Annotated in this window: 18 protein-coding genes; 9 read left to right on the top strand and 9 right to left on the bottom strand. The window is 55.5% G+C overall.

What is annotated here, in order from left to right:
• The first annotated feature begins 12 nt into the window (after nt 1-12).
• From can to B4U49_RS11350, 4 genes are all read left to right on the top strand, one after another.
• Nucleotides 13-669, top strand: a complete 657-nt coding sequence (can, locus tag B4U49_RS11365) for a carbonate dehydratase (RefSeq protein ID WP_078084717.1) — start codon at nt 13-15, stop codon at nt 667-669.
• 145 nt (nt 670-814) lie between these two features.
• Nucleotides 815-2,470 (top strand): FAD-dependent oxidoreductase, encoded by a 1,656-nt coding sequence (locus B4U49_RS11360; protein ID WP_078084716.1) that lies wholly within the window; start codon nt 815-817, stop codon nt 2,468-2,470.
• A 124-nt stretch (nt 2,471-2,594) separates the two neighbouring features.
• Nucleotides 2,595-3,146 carry a flavin reductase family protein gene (locus B4U49_RS11355; RefSeq protein ID WP_078084715.1) on the top strand — a complete coding sequence of 184 codons (552 nt, stop codon included), beginning with the start codon at nt 2,595-2,597 and terminating at the stop codon, nt 3,144-3,146.
• 191 nt (nt 3,147-3,337) lie between these two features.
• Nucleotides 3,338-4,108 carry a glycerophosphodiester phosphodiesterase gene (locus B4U49_RS11350; RefSeq protein ID WP_239692596.1) on the top strand — a complete coding sequence of 257 codons (771 nt, stop codon included), beginning with the start codon at nt 3,338-3,340 and terminating at the stop codon, nt 4,106-4,108.
• A gap of 28 nt (nt 4,109-4,136) precedes the next feature.
• On the opposite strand, the gene B4U49_RS11345 is transcribed toward B4U49_RS11350, so the two are convergent.
• From B4U49_RS11345 to B4U49_RS19390, 6 genes are all read right to left on the bottom strand, one after another.
• Nucleotides 4,137-4,745 carry a peroxiredoxin-like family protein gene (locus B4U49_RS11345; protein WP_239692595.1) on the bottom strand — a complete coding sequence of 203 codons (609 nt, stop codon included), beginning with the start codon at nt 4,743-4,745 and terminating at the stop codon, nt 4,137-4,139.
• Between the two features lie 166 nt (nt 4,746-4,911).
• Nucleotides 4,912-5,259 (bottom strand): hypothetical protein, encoded by a 348-nt coding sequence (locus B4U49_RS11340; protein WP_078084712.1) that lies wholly within the window; start codon nt 5,257-5,259, stop codon nt 4,912-4,914.
• Nucleotides 5,256-6,278 carry a hypothetical protein gene (locus tag B4U49_RS11335; protein ID WP_078084711.1) on the bottom strand — a complete coding sequence of 341 codons (1,023 nt, stop codon included), beginning with the start codon at nt 6,276-6,278 and terminating at the stop codon, nt 5,256-5,258. Before B4U49_RS11335 ends, B4U49_RS11340 begins: the two co-directional genes overlap by 4 nt.
• 324 nt (nt 6,279-6,602) lie before the next feature.
• Nucleotides 6,603-7,055: a pilin gene (locus tag B4U49_RS11330; protein WP_078084710.1), complete on the bottom strand. Its 453-nt coding sequence runs from the start codon at nt 7,053-7,055 to the stop codon at nt 6,603-6,605.
• Between the two features lie 161 nt (nt 7,056-7,216).
• Nucleotides 7,217-8,371 carry a serine hydrolase domain-containing protein gene (locus tag B4U49_RS11325; RefSeq protein ID WP_078084709.1) on the bottom strand — a complete coding sequence of 385 codons (1,155 nt, stop codon included), beginning with the start codon at nt 8,369-8,371 and terminating at the stop codon, nt 7,217-7,219.
• Between the two features lie 114 nt (nt 8,372-8,485).
• Nucleotides 8,486-8,989, bottom strand: coding sequence for a pilin (locus B4U49_RS19390; protein WP_078084708.1), 504 nt, complete (start codon nt 8,987-8,989; stop codon nt 8,486-8,488).
• Nucleotides 8,990-9,500: 511 nt separating this feature from the next.
• Here B4U49_RS19390 and pilB point away from each other — a divergent pair.
• The 5 genes from pilB (at nt 9,501) to yacG (ending at nt 14,311) form a co-directional block, all read left to right on the top strand.
• Nucleotides 9,501-11,207 (top strand): type IV-A pilus assembly ATPase PilB, encoded by a 1,707-nt coding sequence (gene pilB, locus B4U49_RS11315; RefSeq protein ID WP_078084707.1) that lies wholly within the window; start codon nt 9,501-9,503, stop codon nt 11,205-11,207.
• Nucleotides 11,208-11,353: 146 nt separating this feature from the next.
• On the top strand, nt 11,354-12,568 hold the full coding sequence (locus B4U49_RS11310; RefSeq protein WP_078084706.1) for a type II secretion system F family protein: 1,215 nt from the start codon (nt 11,354-11,356) through the stop codon (nt 12,566-12,568).
• A gap of 8 nt (nt 12,569-12,576) precedes the next feature.
• Nucleotides 12,577-13,461, top strand: coding sequence for a prepilin peptidase (locus B4U49_RS11305; protein WP_078084705.1), 885 nt, complete (start codon nt 12,577-12,579; stop codon nt 13,459-13,461).
• A gap of 4 nt (nt 13,462-13,465) precedes the next feature.
• Nucleotides 13,466-14,077 carry a dephospho-CoA kinase gene (gene coaE, locus B4U49_RS11300; RefSeq protein ID WP_078084704.1) on the top strand — a complete coding sequence of 204 codons (612 nt, stop codon included), beginning with the start codon at nt 13,466-13,468 and terminating at the stop codon, nt 14,075-14,077.
• A gap of 27 nt (nt 14,078-14,104) precedes the next feature.
• Nucleotides 14,105-14,311, top strand: a complete 207-nt coding sequence (gene yacG / locus B4U49_RS11295) for a DNA gyrase inhibitor YacG (protein ID WP_078084703.1) — start codon at nt 14,105-14,107, stop codon at nt 14,309-14,311.
• 19 nt (nt 14,312-14,330) lie between these two features.
• Here yacG and B4U49_RS11290 read toward each other — a convergent pair whose 3' ends face one another.
• The 3 genes from B4U49_RS11290 to B4U49_RS11280 form a co-directional block, all read right to left on the bottom strand.
• The gene (locus B4U49_RS11290; protein ID WP_078084702.1) at nt 14,331-14,735 is read right to left on the bottom strand and encodes a protein disulfide oxidoreductase; all 405 of its coding nucleotides are present in this window, start codon (nt 14,733-14,735) and stop codon (nt 14,331-14,333) included.
• Nucleotides 14,736-14,860: 125 nt separating this feature from the next.
• Complete coding sequence (tsaA, locus tag B4U49_RS11285) at nt 14,861-15,604, bottom strand: tRNA (N6-threonylcarbamoyladenosine(37)-N6)-methyltransferase TrmO (protein ID WP_239692594.1); 744 nt, start codon at nt 15,602-15,604, stop codon at nt 14,861-14,863.
• Nucleotides 15,586-16,347: aldehyde dehydrogenase family protein (locus B4U49_RS11280; RefSeq protein ID WP_143735631.1), on the bottom strand; the 762-nt coding region annotated here is incomplete at its 5' end. The genes B4U49_RS11280 and tsaA, both read right to left, overlap by 19 nt.

The following is a 16,347-nucleotide window of genomic DNA, read 5'->3' as shown; positions in this document are numbered from 1 at the left end:
GGATTGATTGCCTTGTCAAACCTCGAAGACCTGATCCAGAAAAACCGCGCCTGGTCCGAATCTACCCGCCGGGAAAAACCAGACTTCTTCCTCAAACTTTCCGAACAGCAATCCCCGGAATACCTGTGGATCGGCTGCGCGGACAGCCGTGTTCCCGCCAACCAGATTGTGGATCTGTTACCTGGCGAACTGTTTGTACACCGCAACGTAGCCAATGTTGTGGTGCCCTCTGACCTTAATTGCCTGTCCGTCATCCAGTTCGCAGTGGAGGTGCTCAAGGTCAAGCACATCATGGTCGTCGGCCACTACGGCTGCGGCGGTGTGAAAGCGGCGCTGGAGGATTCACGCCTCGGGCTGATCGAGAGCTGGCTGCGCCACATCAAGGATGTACGCGACAAACATCACACCCTGATTGAACTGTTTCCCGAAGAGCAGCGCGTGGACCTGCTGTGCGAGCTCAACGTACTGGAACAGGTTATTCACGTATGCCAGACCACACCCGTGCGGGACGCCTGGGAAAATGGGCAGGATCTGTCGGTACACGGCTGGGTCTACGGTCTGTCCAACGGGCTGGTCAACGACCTGCAGATCACCGTGGAAAACACCGACCAGATCAACGAGATCTACCACCGCGCCCTTACCAGTATCGCCCAGCACACCGACGGTTGATCCCGCCACCTGCCGATGGCAACAAATAGGACGGCGCAGCAACTGCGCCGTTAACTTTCTCCCCATTTTTCCCTACACTCCACACCTTAAATAACAAGGGCCGGACCGGCCGCACACCAGAAATTTGCAGTATTCAGGGGTCTTCATGTCCGATTTTCGTGTTTGGGAATGCCAGATTTGTGGCTGGATTTACGATGAGGCCCAGGGCTCTCCGGATGACGGAATTCCCCCCGGTACCCGGTGGGAAGATATCCCCGACGACTGGGTCTGCCCGGAGTGTGGCGCCACCAAGGACGAGTTTGTAATGCTGGCCGCGGTTGCCAGCAAAGAGTCCAAGCAAGACGATACCAGCACCACAGCTTCTGCACCCACTCCGACAAGCGCCAGTGACACCGCTCAGCAAGCGGCCGCCAGCAGAATCTGGGAATGCATGGTATGCGGCTGGGTTTACGATGAGGCCAGGGGCGCGCCCGAAGAAGGCATTCCCGCCGGTACCCGCTGGGAAGATATTCCAGACGACTGGACCTGCCCGGAGTGCGGAGTCGGCAAAGAAGACTTCGACATGGTGCTGGTCCAGCAAGCGCCGGCGGCAGATGCCCCTACCGCGCCACAACCTGCCCCGCTCGACGACACCGACCCGCTGGTGATCATCGGTACCGGCCTCGCCGGTTACCATCTGGCTAAAGAGTTCCGCAAACTGGATCAGCGCACCCCACTGCTACTGATTAGCGCCGACGATGGCACCTTCTACTCCAAGCCCCTGCTGTCGGCGTCCCTCGCCCACGGCAAAACACCGCAGCAACTGGCCACCGCCAGTGCGGAAACCATGGCCAGGGAGCTCAATGCGGAAATTCTGGTACATACCCATGTCACCGATGTGGACCGCGCCACCCGCGTACTGACTACGGTGTCCGATAGCGACGGGATTCAGGCGGAACTGCGCTATGGCCGTCTGGTATTCGCCACCGGCGCAAGTTGCACACCACTGCCCGCTATCGAAGGCGACGGCATGTCGCGCCTGTTCCGGGTCAACAGCCTCAGCGACTACCACCGCTTCCGTACCGCCCTCGCTAACCGCAAGCGGGTGCTGCTCATCGGCGCCGGACTGATTGGCTGTGAATTCGCCAACGACCTGATCCAGGCTGGCTACCAGGTAGACGTTACCGACCTGCAACCCTGGCCCCTGGCCAACCTGCTCCCCGAAGCCGCGGGCCGCGATATCCAGCAATCCCTGGAACAGGCCGGCGCCCGTTTCCACCTGGGGGCGGGAGTAACGCGCCTGGAAAAAACACCCGGGGGGATTCGTGCAACCCTCGTCAACGGCGACACCGTGGAAGCTGATCTCGCTCTCGCTGCCCTCGGCCTGAAGCCCAATACCGGCCTCGCGGGTACCGCCGGCGTTGCGGTCAATCGTGGCATTGTCACCGACCGACAGCTGCAGACCAGCGATACGAACATCTACGCACTGGGGGACTGTGCCGAAGTCGATGGCCACAGCCTCTACTACGTGGCGCCGCTCACCCAGAGTGCCCGCGCCCTGGCCCAGACCCTCACCGGAACCCCGACTTCAGTAAATTACGGCTGCCTGCCCGTGGCAGTGAAAACCACCCTGAGACCCACCGTAGTTTGCCCGCCGCGTCTCGGCAGCGACGGTGAATGGAGAGTCTCCACTAGTGCAGATGGCGTCAAGGGAGAATTCCTGGACAGTGCAGGCAACCTGCTCGGCTTCGCCCTTACCGGCAGCGCCATTGCCGAGCGCGACGCCCTGAGCCGCCAGTGCGCGCCATTAATGCACGACTGAAACGGCCCAGGTACCCCGGTTATCACCCCGATAGCCGGGGTATTCCAAAGAAAAGCACGCAAATCGGCCATTTTTCCCGTAGAATGGCCGCCAGCACAAAAATTGAACAGATTTTGATCGAAGTATGACGGCATCCAGTAAACCCGCAGCCCCAGTCGAATCCGGCACACAGACCGCCGAGGCCATCGCCCAGTCTAATGAGGAGCGCAGTCGCGCCCTGCGTGACACCCTGGGAGAATTCGCCACCGGCGTCACCGTGGTCACTACGCTGGACGCCAATGGACAGCCGGTAGGCATGACCGTCAATAGCTTCAATTCCGTCTCTCTGGACCCGGCCCTGATCTTGTGGAGCATTGATCGCAGCTCCCTCAGCTACGCCGCCTTCACCCAGTGCGAACGCTACGTGGTACACGTATTGAAGGGGGACCAGCAGCATGTCTCCAACCTGTTTGCCGGCCGCGGTGCGGACAAGTTCGGCCAAGTGAAATGGCATGCAGGCCCAGAGGGCATTCCTCAACTGGACGACTGCGCCGCCCTGTTCCACTGTCGTCGTGCGCAAAATATCGAAGGCGGTGACCACACCATCCTGTTGGGTGAAGTGCTGGAATTCAGTGCCGGCGGGGGAGAACCCCTCGTCTTCCATCGCGGCCGCTACCGCGCCCTGGCCGGCGAGTAGCCCTCTCGGGGCAGCCGCTATCCTGGTAGTTCTGCCCCGGCAAAAAACCTGCCGCTATAAAAATCCCCGCCTACAGCCCCAAACAATATAAAAATTTCGGCGGATTTCCCGTTGATTAATTGTGCCGCCGTCACCTCCCGGTCATACTTTTTAGACATTCTTGGGAGGCCTCCGCAACTGTGGACGTCGAGATGCATACTACCGACACCCTCTTCTGCTTTGCCCACCGTGGCTATCCCAAGCGGGCCACGGAGAACACCCTGCAGGCCATCACCCATGCCCTCGAGTTTGATATCGACGGCGTGGAGATCGACGTGTGGAATGTGGGCGGCGAGCTGATTGTCAAACACGACCGTCGCCTCGGCCGGCTGCTCGCCGGACAGGAGCTCCTCACCGATATGGCCCCCGCCGCACTGCGCCAGATGCTGCTACCCGGTGGTGAGCAGGTGCCTACCCTCAGAGAGGTACTGGAGCTGGTGGGCAACAATGTGCAACTTAATATCGAGCTCAAAGGCCCCAATTGTGCAGCACTGGCGGCTAAAGAGCTGGAATCCTATATCCGCGACAACGGCGCCACCTACGAGCAGTACCTGATCTCGTCGTTTGACCACCGCCAGATTCATGAATGCATGAAACTGATCCCCCAGGTACGCCGCGGCGTCCTCATCGACGGTGTACCGCTGGATCTCGCCGCTTGCGGTGAACCACTACAAGCCTATTCCATCCACCTGAGCCTGGATTTCGTATGTCCGGAAATCATCGCAGACGGCCACAGGCGGGGATTCAAAAGCTATGTATTCACGGTCAACCATCCCCATGATCTGAGCCTGGTGGTAGCAATGAATGCCGATGGGGTGTTTACAGATGAGCCGCAGTTGATTATGGATTACAACTCGGCGAAGACGGCGGAGGTAATGGCTCTGCAGGTCGAGCCGGTAGGTAAATTTGGGGAGGCGGGCTGAGACCAGCGCCGCCCCGAAAAATCACGAATTAGTCGCGCACATCCAGCATCTCAAGCAACTGCTTGACGCTGGGGCGGGTCTTGTAATCCTTGGATACATGCGCCCACTGTATAGTGCCACTGGCATCCAGCAGGAAAATACCCGGCGCCGCAATCTTGTGATGGTCCTTGCCTGACCAGTTCTCCAGCACAATGCCGTAGGTTTTGTATTTCTCCGCGGTGGCATCATCAATCTCCACCACGACATCAAACGCTTCATGGGCCTTGAGCTCAGGATCGGACAGTACCGGGAAGGGAATCTCATAGGTCGCCTTGGCCATAGCACTCGCGTCTGGCTTGTCCACACTGATCAATACCGGCGTAATACCGCGCTTTTCGAACTCTGGCCAAGCCTCCGCCAACTGGCGGATCTGCACATTGCAGTAGGGGCACCAGCCGCCGCGGTAGAAGACGACCAGGATCGGTGCGTTTGACTTTGCCAATTCGCCCAGGGAGACATCTTTACCTTTGTGGGTAAGTACGGTGAAGTCTGCGGGCTTATCACCTACTTTGAGGCCGGCTTCAGCCTTGCCCAGGTCAGCGCTTCGGGTCTCGGCTAATTCTGGTAGCTTTTCTGGGAGGCGGATGTCTTGAGCCATTGCACTCAAATTGCAAAAAGCAAACAATAGTGTCGCAAATAATGCTTGTTTCATATTTATCGTTCCTTGGTGAACGCCCGAGTTAGTATTGAGAACAACGAAGAAAACTGCTGCTTCAGGAGAGCCGTAACTTGAAGGAGGCGCTCCCCTTAATGACATTTGACGGCTATGTATTCTCTGGCAGCAAGCACCATCCCAGCAGCATCAAAAGCACCCCGGTGAGCATACCGCCCCAGTGAAAGACCAGATGGAAACGAGCCCGCCGGTCTAGTTCCGAAAAAATGTCATCAACCCCAAATTTTTGCGCGCGGCTACGGCTGATGCAAAAGTGCCCCCAGTGCATAAACCGACTGGCGGCAAATAAAAAGCCACCGTTGAATGTTTCACCATCTATCTTTCTGGAAATCTCAGGATAATATGCAAGATAAATATAGATCGCGTTGATCAAAAGAAGAACAAACAGAAATATGAAACCGCCACCCAAAATGAGTATTAATATCTGATCTAGTTTCACCGAGCATTCACCTCATAAATCACCTGACCAGTCGCCTGGCCGAGGTCTCCACCATATTTAGAACCGCCATACGACCCTATAGCTCCAGCTACGACCGCACACCACAAAATACTCGTACCTGCAGATTCAAGACCGAAAAGTACATTGCAAGTCGCGTAGGCTGTAGCAGAGCCCCCGAGCATTCCACCACCTATACTACCAGCAACTTTTCCAGTTTCCGTAAACTTGACCCTTGAGCAACTTGCAGAATCTGGCATAGAGGTACACACCTCGGCAATATTGGCAATGCCTCCCAAAACGTCAACGCCAATAGCCACGTACCCCAGTCGGGAGAAAGTTTTACTAGTTCTGATAAGCGCCTGATAATTTTCCCGCAGCTTGCCAACTGAACTAATTTGGCCACTCGCCTTCCACTGGTGAGTAACCGCCTTGCTACTTATCCCCAGCTGTTTTTTAATTCCACGAGCCCCAGCCGACTTGCCAAAAAGCTCTCTACGCACCATTCCGTTCACAGCCTGGTCCAGCTGAGCATAAAGTGCACGTCGCTTTGCGAAGTGTTGGGCGGAGTTCAGATGGCCATGGGCCTTGTAGCTGGACTGGTACAATCGATCCATCTGATCCAGCAGGTTTTCCACAAGCCTGGTCTTCTGGGAAAAATAGCCATTCGCCCACCCGTACATCGGTGATGTATAGCCCGCAACATCACTGAGAAACGCATAATTTCTCGCCAGAACCTTCTTTTCACGTTCACTCAAAGCCCGCAGTTCGGATTCGTGTATCCGAACCGCCTCCTGCATCACCACCTCCCACTTTTGGCAGGCTGCGCTATCTGGTGGAGTGATAATCACTACCTGTCCTGGACGCACAGCACCACCAACAAGGTGAGAGTTAACGCTTAGGAAATGTTGCTTGGCACGAGCGGCCGAATGGCCATAAATCGTCGCGAGGATTTGATCGGTGCTGTAATGACCATCGGCGACGAAGAAGAGCGCGTCTTCGGGGAAACTGTCCTTTTCCATGCTTTGCTATCCGTAATCACATTTGGCAAAGCAGAGTACAGAACAAATCAGAACTTGAAAAATTGGTACATATGTTGTGGTGTCAGCGCCAGCACGGACCCAGCCTGCCGGTTGATAGGTCAATGTGTACCATTTTCGGCATATACGGTAAAAACCACTGCACGGAATATGCCCGTCTTCTGGAAGGTAGTAGCAGAGAACTATCGGGCACTTATTACCGCCAACAAGTAGTTTAGTTTGGTTCGCATTCGTGAATTACAATACGAGCCGAATAACTGATGACAGCTATACTTCTGAGCAGGATACTGATTAACTTGCTACAGCCTACCCTTCCTCAGACACCACTCCATTACATCCTGCCGGTCTGTAATGATCACGAACATCGGTAGCACAACTCCAGACACCATTTTCGCTTCGCTGCCAAATCAAAACAGACTCCGCAATTGCCGTCGCGGCATTTGCTCCGAAAGCCGCGTTGATCTCTGCGGTGCTATTGGCCAGATCAATATTCACTGTGAGCCCATCCTGCAGCTCAATACTGTCTGCACCGAGCAGGTTGCTGCTACCCCAGTCGAAGAAGCAATCGGTGTTCCCCCTACCCTCGAGCATGCAAAGTTCCACGGAGCTTTGTAGCACTGAGACCTCCCCCATCACGCGAGCAACCTGGGTTTTGACCACATACTCCTGATACTGTGGCACCGCTGTCGCTGCTAACACCCCAATAATCGCCACCACGATCATCAGTTCGATCAAGGTAAAACCAGACTGTTTTCTCACTTATTTTTTCTCCGATTTACACACAGGAATCCCGAACCACTCACAATTGCATAGATCAATACTGCGCAGCATCCCAATCCAAACAATTTGGAGGAGTACTTAAGTTGTTGCAGAAACTAAAAATTTGTTTTTTAAGGTAATCTATATGCCCAAATTACGAGCTAGCTTGAAGAACTAGCTAAAAAGCTTTGCACTGCAAAATTTAGCTGACGCTTGTAGTCGAAAAGCCAAGGGGCTCCGGCAGAAACCCAAACCAGCACCTCACCTTTCTCGGTAATGGCAAGCAATGAACTCGCCCCGGGTAGATAACCCTGCTGAATTCCAGTTGCGACTTTACTGCTTTCATCTAGGACCAGTTCAAAATTCATTGAATAGCAGCGCTCAATCAAATCTTTTCCGCACCCGGGGACCAGGGGCGCACTCAACATCTGCGCCGCATCGCCATGTAAGTGCTCCCAAACCATATCTGCGAACTCGCTAGGCCTGCCGATTAAGCCCGCAGCAGGTGAAAGCGCCTGAAAGTCCAACCAGTCTACATAGCTCGCCTCAAACCGGCGCTCGTTTCTGAAATCGTAAGCAGGCTCATCGGGAAGATAGCCGCCATCAACAAACTCTAACGAAGTGCCGTCTAGATAGTGGCTGCGAATATAATCGCGATAGGGTACACCGGTGACCCTGGCGAGGACTTCCCCCAAAAGACAATACGCAACATTACTGTACACGTGGTTGGTACCGGGAACGCCCGCCAAGCGTATGGATTCAAGGCGACTAAAATCATGCGGACACCAGGGCGTTTCCCCCTGCTTAACCATGTTGTCGGAGCCGTATGGGCCGCCAAATCCGGAAGAGTGATTCAGAAGTTCCGCCAGGGTAACCGCTTTCAACTTTGGATCACGCAGCTTACCGGGATCCACTTCAGGAAAGTAACTAAGCAGTTGGCTATCGAGGTCTAACTGTTCCGTATTCGCAAGGCTGAGAATCGCGTGCGCAGTGACAGCCTTTGTCATACTCGCCAGGCGATAACGCGCGACCGCACCATCATCTTCCGCCACCACCGAACAACTAAAGCGCTTGCCGCTCCGATTGATATAGACAACCTGCCCGGTTAGGGAAAAATTCGGGAGTGCCTGATACTTCAGCAAATCCGCCAGCCCGGCGGGGGCTCCAGGATCGCATTTAACTTGCGTGAAGGCGAGCTTGTAGGCTTGCAGGCGATAGGGAATGGATTTCCAAAAAAGTGGCTGTGTAAGCCAGAAATGGACGAAAAGTACCAGGCCAACCAGAATGGTTGGGTAAAGAACTAAACGCTTTATCATTCTATTCGGTGCTTAAGTACAGTCTTGAGCGACTTAAAATAGGCAGGGAAACGAAAAAGAGAGGGCTGAGCCCTCTCTTTTCAAATTCACAAAAGGAACGAATCCATTTGTAATTTAGGCCGGAGTCTGCTCTTCAACAGTCGGCGCGTCACCCAGATCTGCGGAGCAGCCCTGCGGACGGAACTTGGCTTCTACATCGGTAGAGCAGCCCCAAACACCATCTACGCTGCGGTCCCAAGCCAGCTGCTGGGCATCGATCGCGGTAGCCGCGTTACCACCAAAGGTTGCCAGGATCTGCACGTCGCCAGCATCACCCATGGTCAGGGTCAGCGCGGTGCCTTGCAGGTCGTCGCCCAGCAGGTTGCTGCCGGTCCAGCCAGTGTTGCACTCACCGGGATCGCCAGTCGCAGATTCTGCGTTAACGAAAGACTCGTCCAGGCCTTCCAGCATGCAAGCTTCGATAGCGGTACGCAGGGAACCCACTTCGCTCATCACGCGGTTAACCTGAGTCTTAATTACGTAGTTCTGGTACTGCGGAATTGCTACCGCGGCCAGAATACCGATGATCGCAACCACGATCATCAATTCAATCAGAGTAAAGCCCTGTTGCTTCTTCATTGTAACCGTCTCCATACAGACTGTTGTTCTTTGAGTGAAATCCCGTGAGGAAATCGACAGTTACGATACCCGTAATGTGGCAAAAGGCGCAAGCGTGTAAATTGCCCTCGCAAACCAGTTTGAGAGGAAAGTCATGTTGGTGCCGCGCACTTATTAGCCAACATTTTCAAGTTTTGTACAGCTGATAGCATTTGGTGACGAAAATTGTCACGTGGCCCGGAGATAAAGGGAAGCGCTCAATGGGAAACTTTCCCGAAACTCAATAGGTTGCCAGATTGATGTCACGGGCTTCTCCTCAAAAACCGAACCAGAATTCGGGTTCTGACGTGATCGCAGGGAAGATATCCAGTTCACAGCTTGCAGGAATGGCTCGTCGGGATCATTGGCTGGCGGGGGGTTATTCGCTATATTGAGACGTGCGCGCAAAGGAATTCCCTTTACTGGCGGGCACTTAAGAACAAAATTTAAACAAGTATAAACCTACAACGCACGCAAATTACATCGGTTCCCAATGAGCAGCACTCCACTTAGCGGTCTGGCCAAACGGCTGGTTTCTGACAATGCCATTGATGAGGCAACAGCCCAGTCTGCCATCAAGGCGGCCAAACGTGAGGGGCAGACTTTTGCCCAGCACGCAGTGGAAGCAAAACTGATCAAAAGCCGCGAGATGGCCAATATTGCTTCGACGGCATTTGGCAGTCCCCTGTTTGACCTCTCCAGCTACAATTTCGACCTGCTCCCCAAGGATATCGTTGACGAGAAGCTGATCAGCAAGCACTTCGCGCTTCCTTTATACAAGCGTGGAAATCGCCTGTTCGTGGCAGTGGCAGACCCGACCAATCTCGCGGGCCTGGATGAGATCAATTTCAATACCGGCCTCAGTACCGACGCGGTACTCGTGGAAGCCGACAAGCTTGGCAAAGCGATCGAAAGCTTTCTATCCAACAACGACATCGGCGGCGGCCTCGCCGGCCTTGATGACGAAGACCTGGACGGCCTGGACGTTGAAAACGGTGATGCGAAGCAAGACGATGACGAACCCGGCGGTGACGAAGCCCCGGTGGTGCGCTTTGTAAACAAGGTACTACTGGATGCAATCCGCACCGGGGCTTCGGATATCCACTTTGAACCCTACGAGAAAAGCTATCGTGTACGTCTGCGAACCGATGGCGTATTGCACGAGGTCGCCCGCCCGCCGATCCAGCTGGCCACCCGTATCTCCGCCCGCCTGAAAGTGATGTCCAAAATGGACATCTCCGAGCGGCGGGTTCCCCAGGACGGCCGAATCAAAATGAAGCTGTCCAAGACCAAGGCCATCGACTTCCGCGTAAACAGCCTGCCCACCCTGTGGGGCGAGAAAATCGTTTTGCGGATTCTGGATCCATCCTCCGCGCAACTGGGTATTGACGCGCTGGGCTACGAGGAAGAGCAGAAAAAAATCTACCTGGACGCGCTGGCTCAGCCCCAAGGCATGATCCTGGTTACCGGCCCAACTGGTTCCGGTAAGACGGTATCCCTCTATACCGGCCTGAATATTCTGAATACGCCGGAGCGCAATATCTCCACCGCCGAAGATCCAGTGGAGATCAACCTGGAGGGTATCAACCAGGTAAACGTCTCCAACAAGGTAGGCCTGAACTTCGCCGAAGCACTGCGCTCCTTCCTGCGCCAAGACCCGGATATCGTGATGGTCGGTGAGATTCGGGATTTGGAAACTGCAGAAATTGCAATCAAGGCAGCGCAAACAGGCCACCTGGTGCTCTCAACCCTGCACACCAACTCTGCCCCGGAGACCCTCACCCGACTGATGAATATGGGGGTCCCCACCTTCAACATCGCCACTTCCGTGAGTGTGATCATCGCCCAGCGCCTGGCGCGACGACTATGCGGTGAGTGCAAGAAACCGGCACAGCTGCCGGAGGAAGTCTTGAAAGACGAAGGGTTCGATACGGTTACCGTGCCCAAGAGCGAGTGGCAAATTTTCCAACCAGTAGGCTGTGAGCACTGCTCCAAGGGCTACAAGGGGCGCGTGGGTGTGTATGAAGTGGTTCGCATCACTGATGGAATTTCGCGCATTATAATGGAAGGGGGCAACTCGATTCAGATTGCCGACCAGGCGAAAAAAGAAGGCTTCAATAACCTGCGCACATCGGCGCTGCGCAAGGTGGTAATGGGGGTTACCAGCCTGGAAGAAGCCAACCGGGTAACAAAAGACTAACGTAGAAACCTGCTAATCGACCGAGACTCCGCGGATGGAGCCTCGGTCTCGACTCCTGGCCAAGCCCAGGGCGTATAGATAACAAATAACTGAATATATTTGCGAGGTCAGTTGGACTTCGCTAAAAGACCAACGGGAAAAACACCATGGCCAAAGCTGCCACTTCTGTCGCTTATATTTATAAAGGTGTGGATACCAAGGGCAACAAGGTTGACGGGGAAATTACCGGCACTAACCCGGCCCTGGTCAAGGCACAGTTGCGCCGCCAGGGTATCATCGCCAATCGGGTACAGAAGAAGCCAAAACCACTTTTCGGCGGCAAGAAAAAAATCAAGCCCGGTGATATCGCACTGTTCACCCGCCAGTTGGCGACCATGATGAAAGCCGGTGTGCCGCTGGTACAGAGCTTTGAAATCGTTGCCGACGGCTCAGACAACCCAGGCGTCAAAGAGCTGATCCTGAAGATCAGGGATGAAGTCGCGTCCGGTACGTCCTTTGCCGACTCCTTGCGCAAACATCCACTCTACTTCGACGAACTGTTTTGCAACCTGGTTTCTTCCGGTGAGCAGTCAGGTGCACTTGAAACGATGCTGGACAGGATTGCCACTTACAAAGAAAAGACAGAATCTCTCAAGAAAAAAATCAAGAAGGCCATGACTTACCCGATCATGGTTATTCTGGTAGCGGTACTGGTTACCGCGGTACTGCTTATCAAGGTTGTACCACAGTTTGCGGCCACCTTTGCGGGCTTTGGTGCCGACCTCCCCGCTTTCACGCTATTTGTTCTGGGGATTTCCGAATGGATGCAAGAGTACTGGCTGATGCTATTTGTCGGCCTGACGGTTGGCATTGGCGGCTCGCTGGAAATCAAAAAGCGCAACAAAAAAGTCCGTGAGGCTCTCGATAAAATTGCCCTGAAATTGCCCGTCCTTGGCACCATTACATACAACTCAATCGCCGCGCGATTCGCCCGCACCCTGGCCACTACCTTTGCATCGGGTGTACCACTGATCGACGCCCTCAAATCGGTAGCGGGCGCCACTGGCAATGTTGTTTATGAGGAAGCCACGCTAAAAATCCGGGATTCCGTGGCTACTGGTATCCAGCTAAACACCGCCATGGCGCATTCACACGTTTACCCGAATATGCTGGTACAGATGACAGCTATCGGTGAAGAATCCGGTGCACTGGATGAAATGCTGGGCAAGGCAGCGGATTTTTACGAAGAGGCCGTGGACAACCTGGTAGACAACCTGACCACCATGATGGAACCCCTGATCATTTCCGTGCTCGGCGTACTCGTGGGCGGCCTGCTGGTTGCCATGTACCTGCCGATCTTCAACCTGGGTAACGTGATCTAAGAATTAACATGCTCGATTATTTTATGACCCACCAAGCGCTGCTTATTAGCAGCGCTTTTGTTTTAGGCCTGCTGATAGGAAGCTTCCTCAACGTCGTCATCCACCGTTTGCCGATCATGATGGAACGGGAATACCAGCAGGATTTTTATAGCTACTTTGAGAAAACGCCTTCAGCGGAAGAACAAAAGCAGCTGGCGCAGACCTACAACCTGGTGCTGCCCCACTCGCACTGTCCAAAATGCGAGACCGAGATCAAGCCCTGGCAAAACATCCCGGTAATCAGCTACCTGCTGCTGCGCGGCAAATGCGGCAAGTGCGGAACCAGCATATCCAAACGCTATCCGCTGGTGGAACTGGCCACGGGCATTCTTACCGCGATTGTGGTTTGGCAGCTGGGCTTTACCTGGCAGGCGCTGGCGGGGGTATTTTTTACCTGGGCGCTGGTGGCACTGACCGGGATTGATTTCGACAAGCAGCTGCTGCCGGACAACATCACCCTGCCGCTGCTGTGGGTCGGGCTACTGATCAACATCTGGGGCGTGTTTGCCACGCTGCAGGATGCGGTGATCGGTGCTATTGCCGGATATCTGGCGCTGTGGAGCGTGTTCCATATCTTCAAGCTGGTGACTGGCAAGGAAGGCATGGGGGCTGGAGACTTCAAGATTCTGGCAGCCATCGGTGCCTGGTTTGGCTGGCAGGTGCTGCCGCTGGTGATCCTTCTTTCAGCGGCAGTGGGCGCACTGGCGGGCATTCTGTGGACGCTGGTTTCCGGGCGCGACAAGAACCTGCCGATCGCTTTTGGCCCCTACCTGGCCGGCGCGGCCTGGATCGCGATGCTGTGGGGTGAGCAGATTATGGGCTGGTATTTCCGTGTTTCCGGAATGAGCAGCTAAGCCTATGTTTACGGTCGGTCTCACCGGTGGTATTGGCAGTGGCAAGTCCGCCGCTGCGGCGCGCTTTCGGTTCCACGGGGTCAATGTGGTGGACGCAGACCTCGCGGCGCGTGTGGTGGTGGAGCCCGGGCGCCCTGCTCTCGCCGAGATTGCACAGCATTTTGGCAGCGGTGTGATACAGGCGGATGGCAGCCTGGATCGGGCTGTCTTACGCAGGCTGGTATTCGACAATCCGGCAGAGCGCCGCTGGCTGGAGCAACTGACCCACCCCCTGATCCGGGAGGAGATTATCTCCTCGCTGGCGGCGAGTCCCGACACCCACTCCGCACCCTATGCCATCCTGGAATCTCCCCTGCTGGTGGAATCCGGCCAGTCGGCCCTGGTACAGCGGGTCTGTGTGGTGGATCTGCCGGAGCTACTACAGCTGGAGCGAGCCAGTGCGCGGGACGGCAACAGTCCCGAGCAGATCCGCAAGATTATGGCCGCACAGCTGCCCCGGGCGGAGCGATGTGCAAAGGCGGACGATATTCTGGATAATAGCGGCTCCCTGGCGGAGCTGGAGGCGCAGGTGGATAACCTGCACCGGATGTATGTTCAGCTCGCCGCACAAGCCTGAAAGTTGTAAATACCGGTTGTAACCACCATGTCTGACCGCCCTTCCGTCGCCTGTCCTACCTGCAAGAAACCCATGGAATGGAACCCCGAGAATCCACACCGGCCGTTTTGTTGTGAGCGGTGCAAACTGATCGATCTGGGTGAATGGGCCAGCGAGGGCCACAAGATTCCGGGACAGCCGGTTTTCGACGATGTGATGAGTGGCGATCTGGATCCCACCAAGACCCGTCACTGATCCAGGTACCAAACTGACGCTAGTCCGCGAGCCACATCCTCGCGGCCAATCCCCAGCGAGACGTCATGCCCGATGTCACGGTACTGACCTCCCCCTCCCGGTTGACGATGGCAATGGTCGGTGTAACCCGCAGTCCCCACTGATTACTGAGCGCGCCGCTCGGGTCATTGATGGTGCGAAAGTTGAGTCCGTGTTTCTGCTGGTAAGCGGCCACTTCCTCCGGACTCCCTGACTGCAGTGCGATGGAGATCACCTGGTGCCCGCCTGCAAGATCGGAAACAGCCGGGGACACCACCCGGCAGAAGCCACACCAGGTTGCCCAGAAGTAGATCAGTACCGGTCCGTTTTCGGTCATGGACTGCAGGTCAATAGGCTGGCCATCAATCGCCTGTTGTACCAGTTGCGGGGCCTGCCCTTTAGGCATGTTGCGGCTGTGATACCAGGAGACCGCGCTAACGACCAAGACTGCGAGCAACAAAAACTTCGTCAGCGACCAGGCTGCGCTCCGCAGCTTTCCCCACAAGTGATTTGACTGACGCTCCCCCGGATTCACCCTGCCACCTCACGTTCAAGCTTATCCAGCGCCACCACTTCTATCGCACCGTCGACGTAACGCCACTGCAGGTTGAAGCCACACAGTTCCATTCCGTAGATACGCTCGGGATCCGGCTGCTGATAGGCCGGCTTGGGGTCCTGTGCCAGCACCTGCTGGATCAATGCGGGAAGATCTGTTCCCAGGTTGTCCCGGTACTCCCGGGCTAGCTGCAGAATGGGAGGGGGAATGTTTACCGTGGCCAGTGTTGGAGCCTGCTCCGCAAGCTGGCTACTGGCGGTGGGGACACTGTCTGCGTAAGGGATATAGGGTTTGATATCCAAGATCGGGGTACCGTCAAGCAGGTCCGCGCCGGCAACAACGAGTTCGACCTTGGGGTGAGTGCGCACTTCGATCAGGCGCACCACCGAAAGACCGATGTTGTTGGGCCGGAATGGTGAACGGGTGGCAAATACGCCGAGCTTTTTATTGCCGCCCAAGCGCGGCGGGCGCACCTTGGGCGACCACTGGCCGGCGACCTGATGAAACTGCCAGGTGAGCCAGAGGTGTGTATGTTGATCGAGGCCAACTACGGCCTCGGGATCGTTGAACGGTGGCAGCAGCTCGATGGCCGCGCGGCTGGCATCCGCCAGCAAAGGTTGCCGGGGAATGCCAAACTTTTCAGAAAAACACGAATGGGTCGTGGCGATTGGGACTATGCCTAAATGGTCTAAATACGCGTTCAAATCCCACCCATACACAGGTATTTGATTTCCAGGTAATCGTCGATGCCGTACATGGAACCTTCGCGGCCATTACCGGACTCCTTGATACCGCCGAAGGGTGCCATCTCGTTCGAGATAATCCCCTCGTTGATCCCGACCATGCCGTATTCCAGCCCTTCCGCCACACGCCAGATACGCCCGATATCGCGGGAGTAAAAGTAAGAAGCCAGGCCAAACTCGGTATCGTTGGCCATGCGGATCACTTCTTCCTCGCTGGAGAATTTATACAGCGGAGCGACCGGGCCGAAGATCTCTTCCTTGAAGAGCTTCATGGTGTCGTCCACGCCGGTCAGTACGGTGGGGGTATAGAAGCACTCACCCATGTCACTGGGGCCACCGTCATTCAGGTTTTTTGCCCCCTTGCTGACGGCATCTTCCACCAGCGCCTTGACGTCTTCCACGGCACCGGCATTGATCATGGGGCCGACTTCCACACCGTCTTCCGCGCCGTTGCCCATTTTCAGGGCACTGACCGCATCGGTGAATTTCTTGGCGAAGGCGTCGTAGACACCCTCCTGGACAAAGATGCGGTTGGCACACACACAGGTCTGCCCGGCATTGCGGTATTTGCAGATGATCGCGCCTTTCACCGCTTCATCCAGGTCCGCATCATCGAACACGATAAACGGGGCGTTACCGCCGAGTTCCATGGAGGTTTTCTTGATGGTACTCGCGCACTGGGCCTGCAGTTGTTTGCCCACGGCGGTGGAGCCGGTAAA

The sequence above is a fragment of the Microbulbifer mangrovi genome (assembly GCF_002009015.1).
In the GTDB taxonomy this organism is placed as follows: Bacteria; Pseudomonadota; Gammaproteobacteria; order Pseudomonadales; family Cellvibrionaceae; genus Microbulbifer; species Microbulbifer mangrovi.
Note: the sequence above shows the minus strand (reverse complement) of the source record. Positions and strands in the feature narration are given on the sequence as shown.

Excerpts from the sequence above, each read along its gene's own strand:
- B4U49_RS11360 (WP_078084716.1), top strand. The coding sequence starts at position 815 with ATGTCCGATTTTCGTGTTTGGGAATGCCAGATTTGTGGCTGGATTTAC.
- B4U49_RS11355 (WP_078084715.1), top strand. The coding sequence starts at position 2,595 with ATGACGGCATCCAGTAAACCCGCAGCCCCAGTCGAATCCGGCACACAG.
- B4U49_RS11350 (WP_239692596.1), top strand. The coding sequence starts at position 3,338 with ATGCATACTACCGACACCCTCTTCTGCTTTGCCCACCGTGGCTATCCC.
- B4U49_RS11345 (WP_239692595.1), bottom strand. The coding sequence starts at position 4,745 with ATGGCTCAAGACATCCGCCTCCCAGAAAAGCTACCAGAATTAGCCGAG.
- B4U49_RS11335 (WP_078084711.1), bottom strand. The coding sequence starts at position 6,278 with ATGGAAAAGGACAGTTTCCCCGAAGACGCGCTCTTCTTCGTCGCCGAT.
- B4U49_RS11325 (WP_078084709.1), bottom strand. The coding sequence starts at position 8,371 with ATGATAAAGCGTTTAGTTCTTTACCCAACCATTCTGGTTGGCCTGGTA.
- B4U49_RS19390 (WP_078084708.1), bottom strand. The coding sequence starts at position 8,989 with ATGAAGAAGCAACAGGGCTTTACTCTGATTGAATTGATGATCGTGGTT.
- pilB (WP_078084707.1), top strand. The coding sequence starts at position 9,501 with ATGAGCAGCACTCCACTTAGCGGTCTGGCCAAACGGCTGGTTTCTGAC.
- B4U49_RS11310 (WP_078084706.1), top strand. The coding sequence starts at position 11,354 with ATGGCCAAAGCTGCCACTTCTGTCGCTTATATTTATAAAGGTGTGGAT.
- B4U49_RS11305 (WP_078084705.1), top strand. The coding sequence starts at position 12,577 with ATGCTCGATTATTTTATGACCCACCAAGCGCTGCTTATTAGCAGCGCT.
- coaE (WP_078084704.1), top strand. The coding sequence starts at position 13,466 with ATGTTTACGGTCGGTCTCACCGGTGGTATTGGCAGTGGCAAGTCCGCC.
- yacG (WP_078084703.1), top strand. The coding sequence starts at position 14,105 with ATGTCTGACCGCCCTTCCGTCGCCTGTCCTACCTGCAAGAAACCCATG.
- B4U49_RS11290 (WP_078084702.1), bottom strand. The coding sequence starts at position 14,735 with ATGCCTAAAGGGCAGGCCCCGCAACTGGTACAACAGGCGATTGATGGC.